Source organism: Flagellimonas myxillae (genome assembly GCF_023502235.1).
In the GTDB taxonomy this organism is placed as follows: Bacteria; Bacteroidota; Bacteroidia; order Flavobacteriales; family Flavobacteriaceae; genus Flagellimonas; species Flagellimonas myxillae.
In genome coordinates this window covers 889623-914146 of sequence record NZ_JAMFLY010000002.1, presented here as the reverse complement: position 1 = coordinate 914146, position 24524 = coordinate 889623, and the positions used below count along the sequence as shown (strand labels likewise).

The window sequence follows — 24524 nt, the reverse complement described above, 5'->3', positions numbered from 1 at the left end:
TAGTTACAAATTTTTCAGCGCCAGTTTAATAATGTCCTCAACGCTTAACGTAGAATCCTCGGCCAGTACCTTGTCGACAACCTTTTCCGATTGCCTTCTGACAAAACCAAGAACCTCTAAAGCAGATAACGCTTCTTCTTTGCTAGTATTGTTCCATTGAAGGGAAACTTCTCCTATATCGTAGACTTTTAAAATCTTGTCTTTTAAATCCAAAATAACCCGTTGGGCAGTTTTGGCCCCTATCCCCTTGATTGCCTGTATGGAAGGGACATCTCCATTGGCTATGGCATCCCGAACTTGGGTAGGGGAAAGAGAGGACAACATCGTCCGTGCAGTGCTTGCCCCAATACCGGAAACAGATATCAAAAGACGAAATATTTCGCGCTCCGCTTTTTCCACAAATCCAAAAAGGGTATGGGAGTCCTCTTTGACCTGCAAATGGGTAAAAAGTCGAATGCTTTCTTCATCCTTTATCAGTGAAAACGTATGAAGGGAAATATTCAAAAAATAACCTACCCCGTTGCATTCAACAATAACATAAGTTGGATTTTTTTCGACCAGTTTTCCGGATAAATGGGTAATCATTCCTAAATAGTTGGATTATTGGATTATTCGACCTTTAGAGTTTGGCTTTGGGAATTTAGGCATTTTATTCTTCCGAATGCATATGGGCCTTTTTTCGTTTTTCACGCTCTTGGGCATCAATTACGGCAACAGCGGCCATATTCACCATCTCATCAACGCTGGCTCCCAGCTGCAAAATATGCGCTGCCCTTCGCAAACCTACCATGATCGGGCCAATGGATTCCGCATTATGAAGTCCCTTTAAAAGCTTGTACGTAATGTTTGCTGAATCGAGGTTTGGAAAAATAAGCGTATTTACCTTTTTCCCGGCCAATTTGGAAAATGGGAAATTGTTATGGCACAATTCCTGATCAAGGGCAAAATCGGTCTGAATCTCGCCATCAACCACTAAGTCAGGATTGTTTTCATGCAAAATTCGAACGGCCTCCCTCACTTTTTGGGCATTGGGGTGGCTGGATGAACCATAGTTGGCATAAGACAACAAAGCGGTCACCGGATTGAAACCAAATGTACTGGCCACATTCGCAGTCATTAGCGCTATTTCTGCCAATTCCTCGGCATTGGGATCCACATTGATGGAGGTATCCGCCAAAAATAAAGGGCCCCGGTCGGTGATCATGATATTGACCGTCGAAGCATTTTTCACTCCTTTAGCGCGTCCCAATACTTCAAACACAGGTTTTAAGACCTTGGGATAGGCCCTGGAATACCCGGATATCATCCCATCGGCATCACCTTCCAAGAGCATCATGGCCCCAAAATAGTTTCGCTTGCCCATATTGATACGGGCACTATATTGGGTCTCGCCTTTTCGCTTTCTGGATTCCCAGAGCTTCATGGCATAGCGCGTTCTTATTTCCTTGGACTCATCAGACCTTGGATCGATGATCTCAACTTCTGCATCAAAATCCAATTCTTTTTTTAATCCTTCGATGATCTCCCTATTCCCTAGCAAAATCGGAATGGCAATACCTTCCTCATGAACGATCTGAGCGGCCTTCATCACATCCAAAAGTTCGGCTTCCGCAAAAACAATGCGTTTTGGGTTAACCCGTGCCCGGTTGTGCATCAATCGCACTGCCTTGTTATCGTTGCCGGAACGTTGGTAAAGTTCCTCCTCGTATTTTTTCCAATCCTGGATTGGGGCCTTGGCAACGCCACTTTCCATTGCCGCCTTGGCAACCGCTGGTGGAATCTTGGTGATCAATCTGGGGTCAAAGGGTTTGGGAATAATGTAATCCTTCCCAAAGGCCAGGCGTGTTGTATCGTAGGCAATGTTCACCTGCTCAGGAACCGGTTCACGTGTTAAATCGGCCAAGGCACGAACCGCTGCCATTTTCATCTCTTCATTTATCTTAGTCGCCCTTACATCCAATGCCCCTCGAAATATAAACGGGAACCCAAGAACATTGTTCACCTGATTGGGATGGTCCGAACGCCCAGTGGCCATAATAATGTCTTTTCTTGTGCTACAGGCAAGACCATACTCTATCTCAGGATCGGGATTTGCCATTGCAAAAACAATGGGGTCTTTCGCCATAGAGCTCAACATTTCGGCGCTAAGGATATTGGCGATGGACAATCCAATAAAGACATCTGCGTCCTTCATGGCCTCTTCCAGCGTGTCAATTTTTCTGGCTGTGGCAAATTCCATCTTTTCCTGGGACAGGTTTTCCCTGTCCTTACGGATAACCCCTTTGCTATCCAACATCACAATGTTTTCCGCACTAGCACCAAAGGCCTTATACAAGCGGGTACAAGATACAGCGGCAGCACCGGCCCCGCTAACTACGATCTTTACCTCGTCAATTTTTTTGTGGGTGATTTCCAGGGCATTCAACAAAGCGGCCGCAGAAATAATAGCAGTGCCATGTTGGTCATCATGCATCACTGGGATATCCAATTCCTCCTTTAGGCGCCTTTCTATTTCAAAGGCCTCCGGAGCTTTGATATCCTCCAAGTTGATACCCCCAAAAGTGGGCGCTATGGTCTTTACGGTTTCGATAAACTTCTCTACATCCTCCGTATCCAATTCAATATCGATACCGTCGATATCAGCAAAAATCTTAAAGAGTAGACTTTTTCCCTCCATTACAGGCTTGGAAGCCTCCGGGCCAATATTTCCCAATCCCAAAACCGCTGTTCCATTGGAAATTACCGCAACAATATTGCCTTTAGCCGTGTAGCGGTAAACGTCATCCTTGTTCTTTTCAATTTCCAAACAGGGTTCGGCCACACCTGGGGAATAGGCCAAGGCCAAATCGCGTTGTGTGGCATAAGGTTTTGTGGGAACAACCTTAATTTTTCCGGGTTGGGGCTTAGCGTGATATAATAGAGCTTCCCTCCTGTGTTTTTTTTTGCTCATACCTAAAGTTTGAAGGGGTAAATTTATGGCATTCCATCAGAAAACCTATATAAAATAGGCCTCCTTTTCCCTGTGGGTGAATTGCGGCAGCGGTTTCTTGAAAAAACTTAGTCCTTCTTGACGTTGAGACGCATTGCCAATATGGCTGCAATTATGAAACAAGTTCCAGCAAATAGCATGGCGTTCACTGAATTTGCGCCCAATAAATTTTTAAAAATGGGGCCAAAGCTCAAGGTCTGTATTCCCATTGGGATTACGATCATCATGTTCAGTATGCCCATATAAACCCCTCTTCGTTCCTGTGGAACTATTTTGGAAACCATGCTATAGGGAATCCCCATCATGGCCGCCCATCCAATTCCAAACAGTATCATTGGGAAGAGTACCGTGACTGGGTCTGTTATATTTGGAATGGCAAAAAGCGCTAGTCCGGTTCCCACTAAACTGATGGCATAAATTTTCTTGCCCCCATATTTTACGGTCAAAGGGACCAAAATAAGTGCCACCACTGCTGTCACAACATTATAAGTTGTACTCATTTTAGCCGCCTGTGCTGCCGCCTGGGAAGTATCGTAGCCCATGGTGGCCCTGAACAATGGTGTTATAAATTGCCAATAAACAAATAGGGCATACCATTGAAAAAGGTATACTGCGGAAAGTCGCCACATAAATTTCGGCATATCCTTCACGGCCTCACTAATTTCCTTAAATGGCATTTTGAACCGTTCAATAAATGGAAGCCCCTTATGCCGGTTTATTTCGTTTAACTCTTCTTCTGAGGGAGGTATTTCCGGGGTTTTTAAAACAGACCATAAGATGGTAGCAATGGATAGAAAAGAACCAATAAAAAACGAATAATACAACCAAGTAGGAATAGACCCTGAAGTTTCTTCTCCTCCTCCAAACCAAGATTGAAATACAAAAATGGAGGCATTTGCCAGTAAAATCCCCGCGCCAACAAACAAACTCTGCATCTGGTACCCAATGCTCAATTGGCTATCGGGCAATTTATCCCCAACAAATGCACGGTAGGGTTCCATGGCCATATTATTGCCCACATCCAGAATCCAGAGCAAACCAACAGCAAACCATAGTGCAGGACTTAATGGGAAGGCAAACAGACACAAACTACCCATTATTGCCCCAATGAGAAAAAAGGGCTTTCTTCTACCCCATCTCGGAGACCAGGTTTTATCGGAAATTGCACCTATTATCGGTTGCACAATCAAACCAGTTACTGGACCTGCAATATTAAGAATGGGCAACATTTCCTCCGCAGCACCCAAAAAAAGGAAAATGGGATTGATTGCCGTTTGTTGAAGACCAAAACTATATTGGATCCCTAGAAATCCAACATTCATATTCCATATCTGCCAAAAACTCAATCGGGGTTTTGTAATCGTGCCCATACCTGAAAAGATTTATTTCAATAGGTGTTTACCTGCTTGTTCAATTCCATGAATATAGCACTTTCCATAGTTGATTGGCAAAATAGCGAGGGTAAAATTGAAAATTTAGGAACGAAAACGTTTGAAATTTTGGAATTCCCTATTTCAAAAACTCAATGTTGCGCTGAAGACCCTGAAACTTAGTGCGTTTTACCGCCGATTTTCTGAATACTTCCCTAAAAACCTCCTCGGTAATTTCCTCCCAATCCTTTTTGGTCATGGACAACAAATCGGGATGTGGGTTGAACAAAGGCTCTTGATGGGGCTTGGAAAAGCGGTTCCAAGGACATACATCCTGACATACATCACAGCCAAACATCCACTCATCAAACTTGCCCTTGAAATCCGTGGGTATCTCATTTTTAAGCTCTATGGTAAAATAGGAAATGCACTTGCTGCCATCCACCACATAGGGTTCCACAATGGCTTCCGTGGGGCAGGCATCAATACAGGCCGTACAGGATCCGCAATGGTCTGTGGTAGGGGCATCGTACTCCAGTTCCAAGTCCAAAATCAATTCGGCAATAAAATAGAAGGAGCCAACTTGCTGGGTCAAAAGATTGCTATGCTTTCCAATCCATCCCAAACCACTCTTGGCGGCCCAGGCCTTATCCAAAACCGGGGCCGAATCCACAAAGGCGCGGCCATGGACATCCCCAATTTCTTCTTGGATAAAATGCAACAAGGCTTTGAGCTTATCCTTTATCACAAAGTGATAATCCATGCCATAGGCATATTTTGAGATTTTGGGAGCCTCCGGATTCTGAGTTTCCGCGGGATAATAATTCAACAAAAGGGAGATAACCGATTTGGAGCCTTCTACCAGTTTTGTGGGATCCAACCGTTTGTCGAAATGGTTTTCCATATAGCCCATTTCCCCATGCATCCCCTGATTGAGCCATTTTTCCAATCTGGGGGCCTCTTCTTCCAAAAAGTCGGCTTTGGAAATGCCACAAGATAAAAAACCGAGGCGCTTGGCTTCGGTCTTGATCAATTCCGTGTATGATTGCTTGGAATTCAAAAGCGGGTGCTTGGTACTTTGCAACAAAACACCAAGATACAAAACGCTTTATATCATTCCTTGGCGGGTGCGGGAATTAGCATGTCAAAATTGGCTGCGGTCTGGAGTACTTTTTGGATTACTTCCGGCTGCACGGATTTTTTAATCGCATGTTCCTCGTTTTCTGGAACGCCAAAAGTTTCAAAAAATTGGGCGAATCCCTTCGGGCTATGGATGTTGATCCACGAACAAGCTTTGTCCGTCTTGTTATTGAAGGTATGCAAGGTTCCCGCGGGAACGTCAATCGATTCTCCGGCGGAACGCGTAATAATTGTACCGTCCACCATAAACTCCATTTGCCCTTCCACAATCAAAAAAGATTCCTCATAGTTTGAATGAATATGGGGCGGTGGTCCTTGTGCCCCGGGAGGAGTTTCACAAAACACAAGATCATAGTTCCCAGAAGTAGGATGTAGAGACACCTTATGCCCCAACACCCATTTGGCTGATTTTTTCATTTTATGAGATTTTTGTCTCACAATAGTAGGGATTAATTTTTTGATATCAAAATTTTATTAGACATTTGTCTCATGAATGATCATTTGCAAACCGGAAGGCACAAACAAAAGCAAGAGACCCGAAATCGAATTTTGAATGCCGCCAACCAATTGATACAGGAAGGGACTTCCATTACCATGGACAATGTGGCCGAAAAAGCCCAAATATCTCGTGCAACGATATACCGATATTATTCCAGCATTGATTCCCTTTCCATGGAGTTGGTCCTGCAACTCAACGTTCCCAATACCGACATTTTGCTGGAAAGATTTAAGGACAAAAGCTTCGATGAGGCTATTTTGGGGATTCAAAAGGCGTATTTGCAATTTATTCTTGACAATGAAAATACATCCCGAAAATTTTTGGGTTCCGTACTTACCTTAACTGACCCAAAATTGAAACGGGGTCAAAACCGGGAAGCCGTTTTACGTAAGATATTTGCCCAAAAAGAGCCCAAACTGGATGTAAAGCAGAAAGAAAAATTCATTAGTATTTGTGTTTTGTTTATGGGAATTGAATCGGTTATTGCCAGCAAGGATGTATGCGGCCTTAACGATGCCCAGACCCGGGCCGCTTTACAATGGGGTATGGAAATGATACTTAAGGGCTATCATTCAAAATAAAAACCAGGACACAAGGCCCTGGTCTTTTTTAATTGAAACTGCTCGTGGGTCCTATTTCACCTCCTTGATATAACCCCACCCTTGTTTTTGTCTCATTACAATTTCATAAATACCATCGGGAACGGTCGTGATTCCAGGAATAAGGTCCTCGACGGTCTTTTCTTGCCGTTTTAGGGTGAAGGAGCAGACCACCACGGATACATTGTCCTTTTTTACCACCTCTTCCAAGGTCTCCCTTGCAACCGAAGTATTCTTGTCCACCATCTTGTAGGCTCCGCTATATATTACCATTTCAAATTCCGAATCTGGGTAAGACTCCGACATCAATTTGAGGTGGCGGGCTGCCGATTTATGGACCTCAGGGTTTTCGCTGGTCACATCAAAAACTATTTTGATGGGCTCTTCCTGCGCCTGAACCGCAATGGACAAACACAGGGCCAAAGCTGCTATAATTACTTTTTTCATGATGCTTTTCTTTTATTCTCCTGCGAATATGTACCCACATCCTTTTTGCTGGGCACGGCCCAAAGCCCACACCCCTGAAGGAACTATTTTAATATCCGGTAACACCGCGGCTACCCATTCGTCGTATGTTGCTTTGGGATCCAATCCCATGGCCTGTGCCGCAAAATTGCTATACACAGATATGGCCAAGTTGCATACGCAGAACATTGCTCCCCTACCAATCATATCTTTTATTCCTTGGATTACCGGTAACGGAAAATCCCCTTCTTGGGGTTCGTACCAAGGATTTCGGTTATATACTGTGCCATCTGCTTTCTTCACATGGAACATTTCGCCCAAGTTGTACTTTTTCCACAAGTCGTCATGTAGCGCAATCGGGATTGCATCATGGCGCAGTACGGTCATCGCAGTGATATCATCATCTGCTGAGCCCGTTTCGTTGTTGGAATGGTAAAAGGCCCAGTTCCAAATAATGGGAAATCCCTTATGGGGATACGACCCATCGTAAACAATCCGGTGTGACCCCTTGATCTTGTCGAACCAAGCTTCGGCGTCGCCCATTTCACCCTCTGTAAAATCCGTCATTGCGGCATAGGCGGGATTGGTTAGAATGGGCAAAGTACTGGCAGTTGCCCCCAGCATCAGGGCGCCCATAAATTTTCTTCGTGTTGTTGAATTTTTAGTTTCCATTGTTGTTTATTTTGATTTATTAAGGTTAAACTCTTTTTTGTAGTATTCCATAATAGGTTGAAAAGGTCCCTTCTGGTGCTGTTCCATTGAAAAGGGATCCGCATAGGGTCCGTAGGGGGTCGATACCGGTTTTTTGGCAAGGTTTGGAAAATCCACCTCGCGATTGGGTTTGGTCGGTCTCAATTTTTGGTTGATGTAACCGGCAACATCATAGGCTTCCTCGTCGGTAAGTACCGGATTATCGTAAGTGGTACCAAAAGGCATATTGCCCTTGATAAAATTGGCTGCCGTGATAACACGCGTCATGCCCGCTCCGTTGTTATAGGAGTCTTGGCCCCAAAGTGGCGGGTACGTATACCGACTTCCATCCAATTGTTTCTGGCCCTGTCCATCCTCGCCATGGCAGAGGACACAATGCAGCTGGAACACTTGTTTTCCGTGTTGCAAATCCACCGCCCTATCCGGAATTTCGATTTTTAGAAAGCCCTGTCCGCCAATTTTACCATTGGAAGGTGTATACCGTCCGAGCCATTCGAGGTAAGCGATCATAGCACGCATCTCCTCGCTATCTTCCGGCATCACATGTCCATTCATACTGCGTTCCATGCAGCCGTTGATTCGTTCTTCTATGGTGCCCATTTTGTCTTCCCGGCCCCTATACTGCGGGAATCTTTTAATAACTCCTATAAGGGGGGCTGCAAACGGTTTTGTTCCGGCATCGAGGTGGCAATTGGCGCATGCCAGGTTATTGCCTGCATATTGTTTGGTACTGTCGGATTGTACTGGACCGATGTATTTTGGGGAATTGACGAAGATGTCATAGCCCAATTTTATTTGCTGGTTGCCGGCTTTTGTATCAAGCCGCTGAACATCATAACTCATAAAATAGATGTCATCAGGAGCGACAACACCCTTTTGGGCATCGAGTGCCATGACCACAACCGTGGCGCAGATGAGCAAAATACCAAGCAAGGAAAGTCCAAGCTGTTTGCAAAGTCTTCGCATTTCGCGAAGTGTATCCAAAGATTGTTTTGAGGAGGAGTTTGTCCCTATCCCTTTAATTCTTCCCATACCTAATTTATCCTATTAAGCATTTAGGGGGAAGTACTGCCGTGACGGATTAATAATGAAAAATTGTCCTTTTTACCAAAGGGGGGACACCGCAAAAGTGCAATTTACCTTCTGATATTTAGTGTGGAATTATACCAATGGTCCATAAGGGTTTATAATTGGTAAAATAAACCGTATAAATACCAGTACCATAAAATGGGGATTAGCTGAAAGGTACAAAAATAATTGATAATCAGATAATTACAGAAATGGACTACAATCTACGCCATCCAATAAGACAGCGTAAATTTGGGTAGTCCCAGGGTTAATCTTGGTTCGCCGTGGAAGGATTTATGACGGTAGCCAATTCTTGAACGGAGTTAACCGGAAACCCTCCTTTTGAAGCATGTTCTTGTATTAGTTTAATGTCTGCTGCTTTGTACAGACAGTAAACCTTGTCATTGGTGACATAACTATGTAACCATTCGATTTTTGGACCCATTTCTTTCAATACTGAACATGATTTTTGGGAAATGCCCTGCAATTGTTCCTGGGTCAATTGCCCAGCATTGGGTATCTCCCTTTCAATTACAAAGGTTTTCATGTGATGGGTTTGCTCCAAGGCAGGAGCCTTCTCCTGTTGGGCCATAGCGGCATTGGAAACAAAGAAAATAATAAGAAATGTGATACTGGGTAAACACAATTTTTTCATGATACTATGATTTAAAGATTAATACTTCAAATCTATCCTAGATCATGCTACAAAGATTTAAGGAATGCACCAAAAAATAGCACATTTGTTTCAGAACAGCGCCTTCTGGTAATTTAAGGGTGAGGTATTGAATCGTTCTTGAAAACACTTGATAAAATAGGAAGGGCTGCTAAATCCTGAATCGAAGGCCGTTTCTGCAATATTGCGATTGGTCCGGAGCAACACCAAAGCGTTTACCAATCGATATTCCCTTAAAAGTTCGTTGGGAGACATACCCAGCAATTCCGTACTCTTCCGATAAAGTTTGGATTTGCTCATGGACATTTTGATACAGAAATCATTTACGCTCCATTTGGCATTTTGGAAATGTCCTGAAAGTGTATCCATTAGCATTTGAAGTATGTTTTCATCTACAGGTTTTAACCATTTAAACAGCGTGCTTGCATATTGGGATTTTGCATCCCCCTTGTATATCTCCTTAATTATCGAAGCCAAGACTATCTGGTTCCCGCTGCCCATCCAACATAAGTAATCTGCCATTTTTACGGTGTCTCCAAATAAATCCTTGCTCTTATCAACAGGCATTCCTGCATTAAGTCCGATACGTAATTCCAAAAGCTCAGCGGCAAAATGGAGTTTTTCCTGAACGCTTACGGCACAGTTCACAGCTTGGGTAACCGACACAAACGAGGCCACAAATCCAAAATCCTCCGTCTCTACCTGTCTTCCCTCAAAGTTCAATAGCTCTTGACGCATGACTTCATGGTAGAGGGAAATCAGTTTTTTTGACTTCTCAAGACCAATCCCATGCTTTAAAAGTTGGATATCACGGGTTTTTGCAACCATAATGATGCGAAAAGCGGGGTCGTTAAAAATCTTTAAGTCTGGGTCCGCCAAGTCCTTATAAGCTTCCGGATCGCTAATTCTTCCCAAGAAGGCCTCCACCACATTGCTGTTGACCTGAATAATATCATGGGGTATGAGACCATGGGCACGGTCATGCATTTGTTTTACGGATTCTATGTCCGGAGCGTCAATCAGGCAAAAGGCACTTCCCCGATCCTCATCCACCCAATAGGTCATGCACCGACAACCATATTCATCCTGAATTCTTAAATCCTCACGATGTGCCTGAGCCGCATGCTTGGCTTCAATACCCGGTACAATATGTCTGTCCATAAAAATTGGCATCCTGAAGTGAAGATTGAAATCCCAATCGCAAAATTGATTCAGTGACGGGAATGGTTACTTAAAGAAAGTACTCTTTACCTACTTAAAATATAAAAAATCAATCAAAAAATATGATAAATGGGTCAGGCAGCACGTTAAAAAAGCTCCCCTTGGGGACCTCCTTTAATCTTGCCGAGGTGTTTATAGGCCAGTTCGGTGACTTCACGCCCCCTTGGGGTCCGCATTATAAACCCTTGTTGGATCAAGAAAGGTTCATACACTTCTTCAATGGTTTCAGCGCTTTCGGAGACTGCCGTGGCTAGTGTGGTAATACCAACAGGTCCGCCCTTAAATTTGTCGATAATGGTGGATAGGATCTTATTGTCCATTTCATCTAAACCATGGGCATCAACATTCAATGCTTTCAACCCAAACTTGGAAATTTCCATATCGATGTTTCCATTGCCCTTGATTTGGGCAAAATCCCGAACCCTTCGAAGCAGGGCATTGCAAATTCTCGGGGTGCCGCGACTACGGCCAGCAATTTCGATGGCGGCTTCGTTAGTAATTGGCACTTTTAAAATATCCGCACTGCGCTGCACAATGGTCGAGAGTAATTCGGTATGGTAATACTGCAAACGACTTTGGATGCCAAAACGGGCTCGCATGGGAGCTGTTAAAAGGCCCGAACGGGTAGTAGCACCCACCAAGGTAAATGGGCTTAAGTTGATTTGGACAGTCCGGGCATTGGGCCCAGTTTCGATCATGATATCAATCTTATAGTCCTCCATGGCCGAATACAGATATTCCTCCACAATGGGGCTCAACCGATGAATCTCGTCTATAAAGAGTACATCACGTTCTTCAAGATTGGTTAACAGACCGGCCAAGTCACCTGGTTTGTCCAACACTGGACCAGAAGTCACTTTTATGCCCACACCCAACTCATTGGCCAAAATATGCGCCAAGGTGGTCTTCCCCAATCCAGGAGGGCCATGAAAAAGTGTATGATCTAAGGCTTCTCCCCTAAGATTTGCCGCTTGCACAAAAACCTTTAGGTTTTCCAATACCTGCTCCTGACCCGTGAAATCATCGAAGGTGATTGGGCGCAAAGCCCTTTCAATATCCAGTTCTTCTTGGGAGTAATTGTCGGATGTCGGATCCAGGTTTTCGTTCATCTTCTTAAGGTTCCTCTTTTTTTAGCAGTTGTGCCGTATTCAAAAATTCCAAAATAGTAATCTTTGGATTTCCATATAAATAGATTCGGGTATTGTCGATGGCGCTCAATTCCAGGTCGCGATAGGCGTACAAACGGGCAACCGCACTGTTTGCCAGTTTTGCCGCAATGGTTGCAGCCTCCATCTTTTCGCCCTTTAATCTCGAATTGCCGGTCAGATTAGCTTCAACCCTATCCGAAGTCCCTTCAAAGGTAAGGGAACCATTTTGTTCCAAGTCTATTAAACTAACCTCGTTCACAGCGTAAACATAGCCTTCCGCCCTATTGTTCACACTAATGTTGAGGGAATCCACATCCACATTAAAATCGGCTCGGCTGTTATCTTCCAAATTAATATCCATCACCGCAGCGCTTGCGTGAATTTCCAATCGGGTGTTGGCAAATGCATCCACAAAAAGTTCATCGCTGCTGATCATGTCCGGGGCCGAAATTCTGCCTTCCTTGGCGGTAATCGCTCGAAGCTCCGTATAGTTAACGGTGATATCCATTTGTTTTTTGGCGGTCACATCGTAGAAAGAACTTATGATCAAGGTACCATCCACCACCTTGAACTTAAGAATGTCAATCAAATTATCATCTGCGATAATTTCATAGCCTGGACCAAAGGATTTTTTAAGAACGATATCCAAATCGTCATTTAACTGTACCGCATTGAACATGGGAAGCTCCCCATTGACCTCCGTAACGATCCTACTGCCCTTAATTTTAGGTTTTCGCTGCCCCCATAAGGTTACTTGGCAAAGCAGCAAGAGGAGTATTGCAAGATTTTTCAAAAGAATTCGCTTTTATGGGTTATTAAAGATATTACAATTAGCGATAACAATTGCTGTACCAAACTCCACAAACAAAAAACCCATCCGTTAGAGATGGGCTTCTTTTTTTCTTTGAACACCTTAATGGTTGAGTTCTTCCTCATTATCTTGTAGCGGCACCGTCTGCGGCACAAAATCCTGTCCTGGCAAGATGTATTCCCCATTCTCATAGGTCTTGCTGTAATCATACGCCCAACGGTGTACATGTGGAATAGCCCCTGGCCAGTTTCCGTGGATGTGCTTTTGAGGTGCGGTCCATTCCAAAGTAGTGGCATTCCAAGGATTCAAGGATCCTTTTTTACCGTAGAATATACTTTGGATAAAGTTGAAGGCAAATACCAACTGGGCCGCTGCCGTGATGAGGGCGAAAACCGTCATCAACACCTGGACATTGGTCAAATCATCAAACATGGGGAAGGCTGTATTTTCGTAGTACCTACGGGGTACCCCTGCCATTCCCACAAAGTGCATGGGGAAGAAAATTCCATAAGATCCTATAGCGGTAATCCAGAAATGGACATAACCCAAGTTTTTGTTCATCATTCTACCCTGGAACATTTTAGGGAACCAGTGATATACCCCAGCAAACAATCCGTAAAGGGCAGAAATACCCATTACCAAGTGGAAGTGGGCCACAACAAAATAGGTGTCGTGTACATTAATGTCCAAGGTACTATCTCCCAAAATAATTCCGGTAAGACCACCTGTTATAAAGGTTGATACCATACCTATGGAGAAGAGCATTCCGGGGTTGAGCTGGAGATTGCCTTTCCATAAGGTGGTAATCCAGTTAAAAGCTTTTACTGCGGATGGGATTGCGATCAATAAGGTGGTAAACGTAAATACGGAGCCCAAGAACGGATTCATCCCGGAGATGAACATGTGGTGACCCCATACAATGGTGGATAGGAAGGCAATTGCCAAAATGGAGGCAATCATCGCCCGATATCCAAAAATAGGTTTACGTGCATTTACGGCCATTACTTCGGATACGATACCCATGGCCGGAAGAATTACGATATATACTTCAGGGTGACCCAAGAACCAGAACAAGTGCTCAAAAAGTACGGGGGATCCACCTTGATAGTGCAACACTTCTCCTTGAATAAAGATATCTGAAAGGAAGAAGGAAGTACCAAAACTTCTATCCATGATCAACAGAAGCGCTGCTGACAATAAAACCGGGAACGAAATAACCCCTATTACCGCGGTTACGAAAAACGCCCAAATGGTCAATGGAAGACGTGTCATGGACATTCCCTTGGTTCTAAGGTTCAATACGGTTACAATATAGTTTAGGGAACCTAGTAGTGATGATGCGATGAATATCGCCATGGAAACCAACCAGAGCGTCATCCCTGCACCCGAACCAGGCTGTGCCATTGGCAATGCGCTCAAGGGCGGATAGATGGTCCAACCGGCAGCGGCAGGTCCAGCTTCAACAAACAGGGAGATTACCATAATCACTGCAGACAAGAAGAACATCCAAAATGAAAGCATGTTCAAGAAGCCCGAAGCCATATCACGTGCCCCAATTTGCAATGGAATCAACAGGTTACTAAAGGTACCACTTAGACCAGCGGTTAGTACAAAGAACACCATGATGGTTCCGTGCATGGTAACCAATCCAAGATAAATGTCGGCGTCCATTACGCCATCGGGAGCCCATTTGCCCAAGAATGCCTCAAAGACGGAGAAAGATTCTCCTGGCCATGCCAATTGCATTCTAAACAACAACGACATTGCAATTCCGATGAAGCCCATAATCAAGACACCCGTAATAAGATATTGCTTGGCAATCATCTTATGGTCTTGACTAAAGATATATTTGGTTACAAAGGTCTCTTTATGATGATGTCCGTGATCTTCGTGTCCGTGTTCGTGTCCAGTAGCTGACATAATCTTCTTTAAATTTTGTTTTAGTTTTTTTGCTGGGCTTTATTATTCCGCCGGGGCTATCATTTCTTTGAAGGTTGCTTGTTCAGCAATCCATTTGTTGTATTCCTCTTCTGTCTCTACAATAATCTTCATCTGCATATTGTAGTGGGACTTACCACAAATCTTGTTACAAATCAACACATAGTCGAATTCCCATGGCTCTGAATTGGGTCTCCCTTCAGCAGCCCATTTTGCCCTAATGGCATTTGTTCTTTTAACCTTATCCACCACATCCGGATTCAATCTCATTTCTTCCGTGGTTATGGTCGGAGTGAATGAGAATTGTGTGATCATCCCAGGAACACAGTTCATTTGTGCCCTAAAGTGTGGCATGTATGCTGAATGCAGTACATCTTGCGAACGCATCATAAAGTTGACCTTTCTTCCAACTGGCAGGTGAAGCTCCTTTACGATAACGTCATCTGCACTATTTGGATCAGCTTCATCCAAGCCCAAAACGTTGGCCCGGTCAATATCAATAAGTCTTACACTGGCATCACCAAGTACATTGTCCTCCCCTCCATATCTGGCGGTCCAATTAAATTGTTGTGCATACAGCTCCACGATCAAGGGATCATCCTCGTCATTGATGTCCATAATATTGGTCCAAGTATATAAGCCCCAAAGGATCAATCCGGCCAATACGATAACTGGAATAATGGTCCAGATAAACTCCAAGCGGTCATTGTCTGCGAAGAAGAGGGCTTTTTTCCCTTTTTCACCGCGATACTTGTACGCGAAATAGTGCAACAGGAATTGGGTTATGGTCTGCACAAAGAAAATGATGGCAAAGGAAACCCACATCAACTGGTCGTATCCACCTCCATGCTCGGATGATGCCTCTGGCAAGAGCACTTTGGAATATTTTACAAAGCTGAAGATGGTTATTCCGTAGATAAAGAATAGAAAGCCGAACATCAAGTATCCGTTATACTTGTTGTCCTTATCCGTTGCTACTCCAGTGTTTTCCGCTTTTAGCTGGGACAATTCAAAAATCTTGGCCATTTGCCAGATTGCAATTGCCACCAGTACTAAAACAGTCAATGTTAATAATGCAGTCATTGTATATCTCTCTAAGACTTAATCGTATTAATAATGAAATTGTCTACTTTCTTCCAAAAATGGATTTCGTTTGGGCTGTAAAGGTGCTTTGGTAAGCGCGGTGAACACCCAGAAAACGAACAATCCACCAAAGAACAAAATTCCACCAATTTCAGGTATTCCTATGTGCCATTGGTCCCCAACGGTTGCTGGCATAATCATGTTGAAGACGTCCAAATAATGTCCGGCCAACACCACGATTCCAGCCATCACTACAAACCAGTTTACGCGTTTGTAATCGCTGTTCATCAACACCAACAATGGGAAGATGAAATTCATGACCAACATGCCAAAAAATGGAACTTTATAATCTTGGAACCTCGCTACAAAATAGGTTACCTCTTCAGGGATATTTGCATACCAGATCAACATAAACTGGGCAAACCATAGGTAGGTCCAGAAGATGCTTATGGCAAACATAAATTTCGCCAAATCATGTATATGGCTATCATTTACCTGCTCCAAGTATCCTTTGGACTTCAGATAAATCGAAATCAACGCAATTACGGTGATTCCGGAAACGAACATACTCGCAAATACATACCATCCAAACAAGGTACTGAACCAGTGTGGGTCCACACTCATGATCCAATCCCAAGACATCATGGATTCTGTAACAAGATAGAATACCAAGAATCCGGCAGACCATCTAAAGTTCTTTACAAAGTTGGAGTTGTCCTCAGAAGCATCTTGTGCCAATGACAATTTTCTTGAATATTCCCTATAGAAGATCCATCCTCCCAAAAAGATTGCGGCACGTACCAAGAAGAAAGTCGGATTTAGATATCCCGCTTTTCCCTGCAATAATTTATCGTGTGCCACTACGTCGGCATCCATCCAAACGAACATGTGGTTCATGTGCAATACAGAAAGTACCAAAATCACAAATACAATGATTCCACCGGGCACTAAATACGCGGTAATACCTTCCATGATCCTGAACAGAATGGGCGACCATCCAGCCTGGGCCGCACGTTGAATGGCATAAAACGCCAATACGCCCAACGAAATCATAAAGAAAAAGAAGGCTGCTACATAAAGGGCAGACCATGGTCTGTTCTGAAGTTGATGCAGCAAATGCAAATCATGTGAAGCATCGTGTCCTTCATCGTGCGCAGCTTCCGCCCCATGGGCTTCTTCTGCGCCATGGGAAGCTTCTTCGGCATGTCCGCCTCCATGATGATCATCATGTGAAGCTGCCACAATTGCTCTTGCTTCTTCTGGAGTGCTAGGAGCCGAAACAAAACCGATTGCCAAAAAAATCAGTCCCACTGCCATGGCAATGAAAGATCCTATTCTAAGTCTGTTTGAAAACGTGTACATAGTAAACTTATCCAATTATTTTGTTAGGTCTTCCTTTAATTTCATCACGTACTCGGACACTTGCCACATTTCTTCCTCGTTCGCCATTTGCGCGGCGTAGGATCCCATGGAGTTAAGGCCATAGTAAATGGTGTGGTAAGTACTTCCCACTGTAATGTTTCGTGCCACATCTTCGTAGCTGGGCACACCCAATATTTTTTCTCGCTTCACCAAGGTACCTTGTCCCTTTCCTTTTGGTCCATGGCAAATAGCACAATAGATATCGTACAATTCCTTTCCTTTGGTCAAATTGGCTTCCCTATCCAAAGAATCCAGAGGACTAGGCTCCAAGCGGGCCAAATCCTTACCTTCCAAGGTGTTCTCGAATTTGTAGGGCAAATACCCTCTTGCAACGGTATTTTCTGGCGGAACCAAAGCAGATGAAACACCTTTGAAAATTCCTATACGGACTATTTCGCCATCATTAAAACCTTGATAGGTCTCATATCCAACAGGCTCATACATGTTGGGCATGTACTGATAGTTGGGGCTGTTCTTGTCCGCGCAAGATGCCAAGGAAAGTACCAAGGCCAAAACAACACTTATTTTACCAAAATGCTTCATATTCTTAAGAATCCTTTTCTGTAACTTTAATTTCCACGGCTCCGGTACCCCAAAGCAATGCAGTTAGCTCATCCTCGTTATCATGCACCCCAACTTCCATCAAAAAATGGTCGTCCGTAGTTCTAACATCGGGGTTTTCGGCTTTTTTAAACGGCCACATCCTACTTCTCAGATAAAAAGTAATTACCATCAAGTGAGCTGCAAAGAACACGGTCATCTCAAACATGATCGGCACAAATGCAGGCATGTTGGCCATGTAGCTAAAGCTAGGTTTACCACCAATATCCTGAGGCCAATCGTCAATCATGATATAGTTCATCATGGTGATGGCAACTGCCAGACCCAAACATCCATACATAAAAGATGTAATGGCGATACGGGTATCCTCAAGTCCCATGGCCTTGTCCAAACCGTGCACTGGGAAAGGGGTATATACCTCTTCAATATGATGGTGTTCCGCCCTAACCTTTTTAACGGCATGCATTAACACATCGTCGTCATTATAAAGTGCCTGTATAACTTTTGAAGCCATAACTACTTTTTATCGTTTAATATTTTAGCCTGTCCTGCCCAATCATCGCGCTGTGCCCTTCCAGGGAAGGAACCGGTAATGGAATCCAACAGGTTGTATTCTTTTTCGGTCATCTTGCTCACTTGGGCAAAGGTGAAAATTCCGATCTGGTTCAAAGTTTCCTCCATTTGGGGACCTATTCCCTTAACTTTCTTTAAATCGTCGGCAGAATCCTTATCCGCATCAAAGGTCCCGATGGCATCCAAAAGTGAAGACAGCTGTGCTGGGTCTGCTTCGGCTTGCTCCTCTTTCACTTCCGCTTTTTCAACGCTACCTGCTTTTGACGGTTTCTCGTAAAGGGGTTTTCCTGCTTCACGAAGATTTTTAAAGCGCTCTCCGGAAGATTTCAGGATGGATTTTACCTCTGCCTGGGCAATTACAGGGAAGGTTCTTGAGTACAATAGGAAGAGTACAAAGAAGAATCCAATCGTACCAATGAAAATTCCAATGTCTACAAAAGTTGGAGAGAACATGGTCCAGGAAGATGGCAGATAATCCCTGTGCAAGGAAGTCACAATAATCACAAAACGCTCAAACCACATTCCAATGTTCACCACTATGGAAATAAAGAAGGAGAACATGATACTGGTACGCAATTTCTTGAACCACATAAACTGCGGTGAGAACACGTTACACGTCATCATGGCCCAGTATGCCCACCAGTAAGGTCCGGTAGCCCTGTTCAAGAAGGCGTATTGCTCATACTCCACTCCGGAGTACCAAGCGATAAACAACTCGGTGATATAGGCACATCCCACGATGGAACCTGTAATCATGATCACAATGTTCATCAGTTCGATATGCTGTACAGTAATATAAGCTTCAAGGTTACACACCTTTCGCATTATGATCAAAAGGGTGTTTACCATCGCAAATCCGGAGAAAATCGCACCTGCAACAAAATAAGGCGGGAAGATGGTGGTGTGCCATCCTGGAATTACCGATGTGGCAAAGTCAAAGGATACAATGGTGTGTACGGAAAGTACCAAAGGTGTTGCCAAACCGGCCAATACCAAGGAAACTTCCTCAAAACGCTGCCAATCTTTGGCGCGACCTGTCCAACCAAAGCTCAACAGGCTGTAAATTTTCTTTTGGAAAGGCTTGATAGCCCTATCGCGAATCATGGCGAAATCTGGAAGCAATCCTGTCCACCAGAATACCAAGGAAACGGAAAGGTAGGTAGAGATTGCAAATACGTCCCACAATAATGGGGAGTTAAAGTTCACCCAAAGCGACCCAAATTGGTTTGGAATGGGCAAAACCCAGTATCCCAACCATGGACGACCCATGTGAATGATCGGGAACAATCCTGCCTGGATTACCGAGAAGATGGTCATGGCTTCCGCAGAACGGTTGATCGCCATTCTCCATTTTTGACGGAACAGCAATAATACGGCCGAAATCAGGGTTCCGGCGTGACCAATACCTACCCACCATACAAAGTTGGTGATATCCCAGGCCCAGTTTACCGTTCGGTTTAGACCCCAAACCCCGATACCTGTTGAAATGGTATAGATGATACATCCCAGACCCCAAAGGAATGCCACAAGGGCAATGGTAAACACAATCCACCATTGTTTGTTGGCTCTTCCCTCTACCGGAGCGGCAATATCCACGGTAACATCGTGGTATCCTTTATCTCCAAGTACTAAGGGCTTTCGAATAGGTGCTTCGTAATGCGATGCCATAATTTATCTTCTAGTTACTTCTTATTTATTGATTAAGCCTCGTTGGTGTTTCTAACTTTCACGTGATAGAACACATTGGGTTTTGTTCCCACGTGCTCCAACAAATGGTACATTCTATCATCTTCCTTCAACTCGGCGATCTTGCTATGCTTGTCGTTAACGTCTCCGAATACCATAGCTCCACTGCTACATGCAGCTGAACATGCGGTCTGGAACTCTCCATCCTTAACAACACGTCCGTCCCTTTTCGCATCCAAAATGGTCTTTTGCGTCATTTGAATACACATAGAGCATTTTTCCATAACCCCTCTGGAACGTACATTCACATCTGGGTTGATGACCATTTTACCCAAATCGTTGTTCATGTTAAAATCGAACTCATCATTGTCGTAGTACAGGAACCAGTTGAATCGACGTACTTTGTATGGACAGTTGTTGGCACAATATCTAGTACCCACACAACGGTTATAAGCCATTTGGTTCTGTCCTTGTCTTCCATGTGAAGTTGCCGCAACCGGACAAACCGTTTCACATGGGGCATGGTTACAGTGTTGACACATTACTGGCTGAAACGCTACTTCCGGATTTGCGGAAGCATCCTCCATTTCACCAAATCCACCAAGGGCACCTTTGTCCCCAAACAGACCTTCCAAGCCTTCCTTCTTCTCATTATCCTGCTCGAAGCTCTCTTCGGAAGAGTAATATCTATCGATTCGTAACCAGTGCATATCCCTGGACTTACGAATTTCTTCTTTACCTACAACCGGAACATTATTTTCAGCATGACAAGCAATCACACAAGCCCCACATCCAGTACATGCATTTAAATCGATGGAAAGGTTGAAGTGATGCCCAATGGAACGATCAAACTCCTCCCACAAATCGGCATCAGGAGAGGTCACGGGAATCATTTCATGATTCAAGCTAACATGTGGCATGGGATTCCATTCCTCATGATCCTTTGTATTGAAGATTTCCAAGGTGGTTTCCTTGATGATATCCCCTCTACCCATCAATGTTTTGTGCAACTGAACACAAGCAAACTCGTGATCTCCAGAAACCTTCTCCATAGAAACTGCCTGAACATCAGAAAAGTTTTTATATAAGGAAAACGCATTGACACCAGTAGCCATATCAGCCTTCATGCCTGCCTGTCTTCCATATCCAAAAGAAAGTCCAATGGTATCTTTCGCCTGTCCTGGCTGAATGATCACAGGAACATTCTCAAGTACAGTACCGTCAACCGTAAGGTTTACATAGCTACCGTTCAAGCCCCCATCAGCCACATTGTAATTTTCTAGACCTAAGTCAACCGCATCCGCTTTGGACACAGTAACATAGTTATCCCAGGAAACTCTTGAAATGGGATCAGGGAATTCTTGCAACCAAGGGTTGTTGGCCTGCTTGCCATCCCCCATACCAACTTTGGAGTACAACACCAATTCCTTACCAGAACTTGTGGTGTTCACCAAAGCACGGACTGCAGCATTGATTGAATCAAAACCTGAACTCTCTTCAACTTCTTCAGATACAGCCTGGGCTACCTGCGCCTCTTCTGCCTCCACTGCCGTAGAAGGAACGAATACCCCATCTTGAAGCGTCTGGTTCCAATCAGCTCCTTGAAGAATTGTGGTTTCCCAGTTTTCTTTGATATACTCGTAATAGTTTTGATCCTTGCCCATCCAGCTCAACAAAGAGGTTTGGAACTGTCGCGTATCGAACAATTCGCGGATTACGGGTTGGGCCAAACTAAATTGTCCTTTTTTCAATTGGGCATCTCCCCAAGATTCCAAGTAATGCGAAGCAGCAGCCACAAATTGTGAAGATTGAGCCGTTTCATCATTACTAAAGGAAAAACTTACGGAAACATCCACTTTGCCAAGTCCGGAAACAAACTCATCGGCATTAGGCAAAGAGTAGACCGGATTAACACCATCCATGATCAATACTCCAACCCTACCGGCATTCATATCCGAAATCAACTTGGATACCTTTGCGGCATCTCCTTGGCGCACATATTTAGGGTTTTCAGCATCAAAAGCTTTACTGGCCAACAATTTGTTGATGGCCAAAACCACGGTTTGTGCATTAATATCGTTTAGGCCGGTTACAACAACCGCCTTATTTCCTGCTTTTTTGATTTGTGCCGCAACAGCATCAACAGCGGAATCCACATCGGAGGTTCCCCCACCAACATTACTTCCATTTAGCTTACCATACAATTTGGCCAAGGCAATCTTCTGTTGGGTTGGCGTCATCGGATACCGCTTATCAGCATTGGCACCAGTCAATGACATATTGGACTCCAATTGGATATGCTTGGACATTTTTCCATTTATGGGAACGCGTCCTTTGGCATAAGCGCTATCGTATCCACCTCCTTGCCAATCACCCAAGAAATCCGCACCGAAGGAAACGATCAAATCCGCCTTTCCAAAATCGTAATCGGCCAAAGCACGTTCACCATAAGCAGCTTCAAAAGCATTCAAAGCCGCATCTTCCGAAATTGCGTCGTAAACCACGTGATTTACATTATCCCCGTATTCAGCTTTGAACTCGGCAATCAATTTTTCAGTAGAAGGACTGGCATAGGTCTGGGTCAATAATGCAATTTGCCTATTGGATCCTTTTAAGCTTCCCAATTTGGCCTTTACATTGGCATCAAGGATATTCCATTCCACTGGTTCTCCATTCTGGGATGGCCCTTGTACCCTTTTACTATCGTAAAGAGAAAGCACAGAAGCCTGTACCCTGACATTGGCACTACCGTTTGACTTGGCATCGGTATTGTTCTCAATTTTAATTGGCCTTCCTTCACGGGTCTTCACCAAGATACTGGCGAAGTCAAAACCATCGGCGATAGTTGTAGCATAGTAATTGGCCACACCGGGAACAATATTGTCCGGTTGCACTACGTAAGGAATAGACCTGTGCACTGGCCCTTCACAGGCAGCCACAGTTGCCGCAGCCGTACTAAAGCCAACATATTTTAAGAAATCCCTTCTATTGGTGGTTGTGGCGGATAGATTTTCTTTATCCCCCAAAAACTCCTCCACTGGAATCTCCTCTGCGAATTCGTTGTTTCTTAGCGCCTCAACAATGGAATCGTTCGGATTTAACTCCGCTTCGCTCTTCCAATATTTTTTGTTTGATGCCATACGATATATCTGAGATTATCTTCTTTATTTTTTAATAGTGGCACTTACCACACTCCAAACCACCCATCATGGCAGCGGTCAATTCTTCCACCCCATATTTCTTGGAAAGTTCGGCATGGATGGCTTCGTAGTATTCGTTACCCTCCATTTTTACATTGGTTTCCCTATGACAGTTGACACACCATCCCATGGTCAATGGCGCATATTGCTCCATGATTTCCATTTCTTCCACGGGACCGTGACAAGTTTGACACTCGATTCCAGCAACGGAAACGTGCTGCGAGTGATTGAAATATGCAAAATCAGGCAAATTGTGAACCCTTACCCATTCCACAGGCTGGGTTTCACCAGTATACCTTTGCTCTTCCTCATCCCATCCAACAGCTTTGTACAATTTCTTGATTTCAGCTGTATAGAATTCGTTGGTATACCCATTGGCCAAATCTTCAGCACTTGGCCCCTCTGGATTCCCTTTGTATTCGTAAATGGATTTGTGGCAGTTCATACAAACGTTCAACGAAGGAATCCCTGAAGTTTTGGAAACCCTGGCCGAAGAGTGACAATACTTACATTCGATTTTATTATCCCCAGCATGAATCTTGTGCGAATAGTGAATGGGCTGAACAGGAGCGTATCCTTGATCAACACCAAGTTGCATCATCCAGCCATAGGCGAAATAACCACTAGCCAACAAAAGGAAAATTGCTGTGACCAAAACCAAAAACTGGTTTTTAGCAAAAGCTTTCCAGATAGGAAGTCCTTTTTTTCCCTTATCCTTTTCAATATCCACCCCATTGGCCTCTGCAATTCTGCGCAGGGTATTGTTCACCAAAATGAGCATGATGACCAACAAACCAAAAACAAGGGCAAGCGCACCCAAAATCATTTCATTGGATATTCCACCTTCAGTTGGTTGGCTCCCATCAGGTGTGCCGGCTGCAGTAGCCGTAACAGGCGCGGGAGGTGATGCGGCCGTATAGGCCAAAATATCATCAATATCCTGATTGGATAAGGTTGGGAAAGCGGTCATGGCCGCCTGGTTGTACTCCGCATAGATCTTGATGGCATACGCATCTCCAGCTTTGATCATCCCAGGGCTGTTCTTGATCCACGTGTAAAGCCACTCCTTATCCAAACCTTCGTCCTCCGACAACCTACTTTCCACATTGGCCAAAGCAGGACCAGTCATTTTACGATCAAGGGCGTGACATGCAGCACAGTTCTGGTTGAACAACTGCTTTCCTTTCACAGGATCTCCACCTGTGGCAGCTTCGGCCGCAGCCTCTTCTTGTGCATAAAATGAAACGGAAAAAAGTAGGAGAGAAAAACCTAAAACTTTTGAAAATAGATGGCGGTATAAAACCTTTTTCATACTAACAGAATTTCTATCGAAATCTTTGGCACGATTATTCCTATTGATACTGAGA

Annotated in this window: 21 protein-coding genes; 1 reads left to right on the top strand and 20 read right to left on the bottom strand. The window is 44.1% G+C overall.

Annotated features, from left to right (window positions below; genetic code table 11):
- Positions 1 to 3 precede the first annotated feature (3 nt).
- The 5 genes from ruvA to M3P07_RS12475 form a co-directional block, all read right to left on the bottom strand.
- Positions 4 to 585 carry a Holliday junction branch migration protein RuvA gene (gene ruvA, locus M3P07_RS12495; protein WP_249970247.1) on the bottom strand — a complete coding sequence of 194 codons (582 nt, stop codon included), beginning with the start codon at positions 583 to 585 and terminating at the stop codon, positions 4 to 6.
- Between the two features lie 64 nt (positions 586 to 649).
- Positions 650 to 2950, bottom strand: a complete 2301-nt coding sequence (locus M3P07_RS12490) for an NADP-dependent malic enzyme (RefSeq protein WP_249970246.1) — start codon at positions 2948 to 2950, stop codon at positions 650 to 652.
- A 107-nt stretch (positions 2951 to 3057) separates the two neighbouring features.
- Positions 3058 to 4359: an MFS transporter gene (locus tag M3P07_RS12485; RefSeq protein ID WP_249970245.1), complete on the bottom strand. Its 1302-nt coding sequence runs from the start codon at positions 4357 to 4359 to the stop codon at positions 3058 to 3060.
- Positions 4360 to 4498: 139 nt separating this feature from the next.
- On the bottom strand, positions 4499 to 5419 hold the full coding sequence (queG, locus tag M3P07_RS12480; RefSeq protein WP_249970244.1) for a tRNA epoxyqueuosine(34) reductase QueG: 921 nt from the start codon (positions 5417 to 5419) through the stop codon (positions 4499 to 4501).
- 53 nt (positions 5420 to 5472) lie between these two features.
- A complete protein-coding gene (locus tag M3P07_RS12475) occupies positions 5473 to 5916 on the bottom strand; it encodes a cupin domain-containing protein (protein ID WP_249970243.1) in 444 nt (147 codons plus the stop codon).
- Between the two features lie 72 nt (positions 5917 to 5988).
- Between M3P07_RS12475 and M3P07_RS12470 the strand changes: the two genes are divergently transcribed.
- Entirely contained in the window at positions 5989 to 6579 is a 591-nt protein-coding gene (locus M3P07_RS12470; protein ID WP_249970242.1) for a TetR/AcrR family transcriptional regulator, read from the top strand.
- A 51-nt stretch (positions 6580 to 6630) separates the two neighbouring features.
- Here M3P07_RS12470 and M3P07_RS12465 read toward each other — a convergent pair whose 3' ends face one another.
- From M3P07_RS12465 to M3P07_RS12395, 15 genes are all read right to left on the bottom strand, one after another.
- A complete protein-coding gene (locus tag M3P07_RS12465; RefSeq protein ID WP_249970241.1) occupies positions 6631 to 7044 on the bottom strand; it encodes a DsrE family protein in 414 nt (137 codons plus the stop codon).
- Positions 7045 to 7056: 12 nt separating this feature from the next.
- Positions 7057 to 7734, bottom strand: coding sequence for a Tat (twin-arginine translocation) pathway signal sequence containing protein (locus tag M3P07_RS12460; protein WP_249970240.1), 678 nt, complete (start codon positions 7732 to 7734; stop codon positions 7057 to 7059).
- Between the two features lie 6 nt (positions 7735 to 7740).
- Positions 7741 to 8805: a c-type cytochrome gene (locus tag M3P07_RS12455; protein ID WP_249970239.1), complete on the bottom strand. Its 1065-nt coding sequence runs from the start codon at positions 8803 to 8805 to the stop codon at positions 7741 to 7743.
- A gap of 304 nt (positions 8806 to 9109) precedes the next feature.
- Positions 9110 to 9496, bottom strand: a complete 387-nt coding sequence (locus M3P07_RS12450; protein WP_249970238.1) for a DUF4242 domain-containing protein — start codon at positions 9494 to 9496, stop codon at positions 9110 to 9112.
- Positions 9497 to 9586: 90 nt separating this feature from the next.
- Positions 9587 to 10687 carry a nickel-binding protein gene (locus M3P07_RS12445; protein WP_249970237.1) on the bottom strand — a complete coding sequence of 367 codons (1101 nt, stop codon included), beginning with the start codon at positions 10685 to 10687 and terminating at the stop codon, positions 9587 to 9589.
- A 134-nt stretch (positions 10688 to 10821) separates the two neighbouring features.
- Positions 10822 to 11844 (bottom strand): Holliday junction branch migration DNA helicase RuvB, encoded by a 1023-nt coding sequence (gene ruvB, locus M3P07_RS12440; RefSeq protein ID WP_249970236.1) that lies wholly within the window; start codon positions 11842 to 11844, stop codon positions 10822 to 10824.
- A gap of 4 nt (positions 11845 to 11848) precedes the next feature.
- Entirely contained in the window at positions 11849 to 12676 is an 828-nt protein-coding gene (locus M3P07_RS12435) for a GIN domain-containing protein (protein ID WP_249970235.1), read from the bottom strand.
- 120 nt (positions 12677 to 12796) lie between these two features.
- On the bottom strand, positions 12797 to 14614 hold the full coding sequence (locus M3P07_RS12430) for a cytochrome c oxidase subunit I (protein ID WP_249970234.1): 1818 nt from the start codon (positions 14612 to 14614) through the stop codon (positions 12797 to 12799).
- Positions 14615 to 14656: 42 nt separating this feature from the next.
- Positions 14657 to 15715 (bottom strand): cytochrome c oxidase subunit II, encoded by a 1059-nt coding sequence (locus M3P07_RS12425; protein WP_249970233.1) that lies wholly within the window; start codon positions 15713 to 15715, stop codon positions 14657 to 14659.
- Between the two features lie 27 nt (positions 15716 to 15742).
- Positions 15743 to 17077 (bottom strand): quinol:cytochrome C oxidoreductase, encoded by a 1335-nt coding sequence (locus M3P07_RS12420; protein WP_249970232.1) that lies wholly within the window; start codon positions 17075 to 17077, stop codon positions 15743 to 15745.
- Positions 17078 to 17092: 15 nt separating this feature from the next.
- Entirely contained in the window at positions 17093 to 17680 is a 588-nt protein-coding gene (locus M3P07_RS12415) for a c-type cytochrome (protein WP_249970231.1), read from the bottom strand.
- 4 nt (positions 17681 to 17684) lie between these two features.
- A complete protein-coding gene (locus tag M3P07_RS12410; RefSeq protein ID WP_249970230.1) occupies positions 17685 to 18212 on the bottom strand; it encodes a DUF3341 domain-containing protein in 528 nt (175 codons plus the stop codon).
- Positions 18213 to 18214: 2 nt separating this feature from the next.
- Positions 18215 to 19939 (bottom strand): NrfD/PsrC family molybdoenzyme membrane anchor subunit, encoded by a 1725-nt coding sequence (nrfD, locus tag M3P07_RS12405; RefSeq protein ID WP_249970229.1) that lies wholly within the window; start codon positions 19937 to 19939, stop codon positions 18215 to 18217.
- A gap of 32 nt (positions 19940 to 19971) precedes the next feature.
- Positions 19972 to 23097: a TAT-variant-translocated molybdopterin oxidoreductase gene (locus tag M3P07_RS12400; protein ID WP_249970228.1), complete on the bottom strand. Its 3126-nt coding sequence runs from the start codon at positions 23095 to 23097 to the stop codon at positions 19972 to 19974.
- Positions 23098 to 23128: 31 nt separating this feature from the next.
- A complete protein-coding gene (locus tag M3P07_RS12395) occupies positions 23129 to 24469 on the bottom strand; it encodes a cytochrome c3 family protein (RefSeq protein WP_249970227.1) in 1341 nt (446 codons plus the stop codon).
- Positions 24470 to 24524 lie beyond the last annotated feature (55 nt).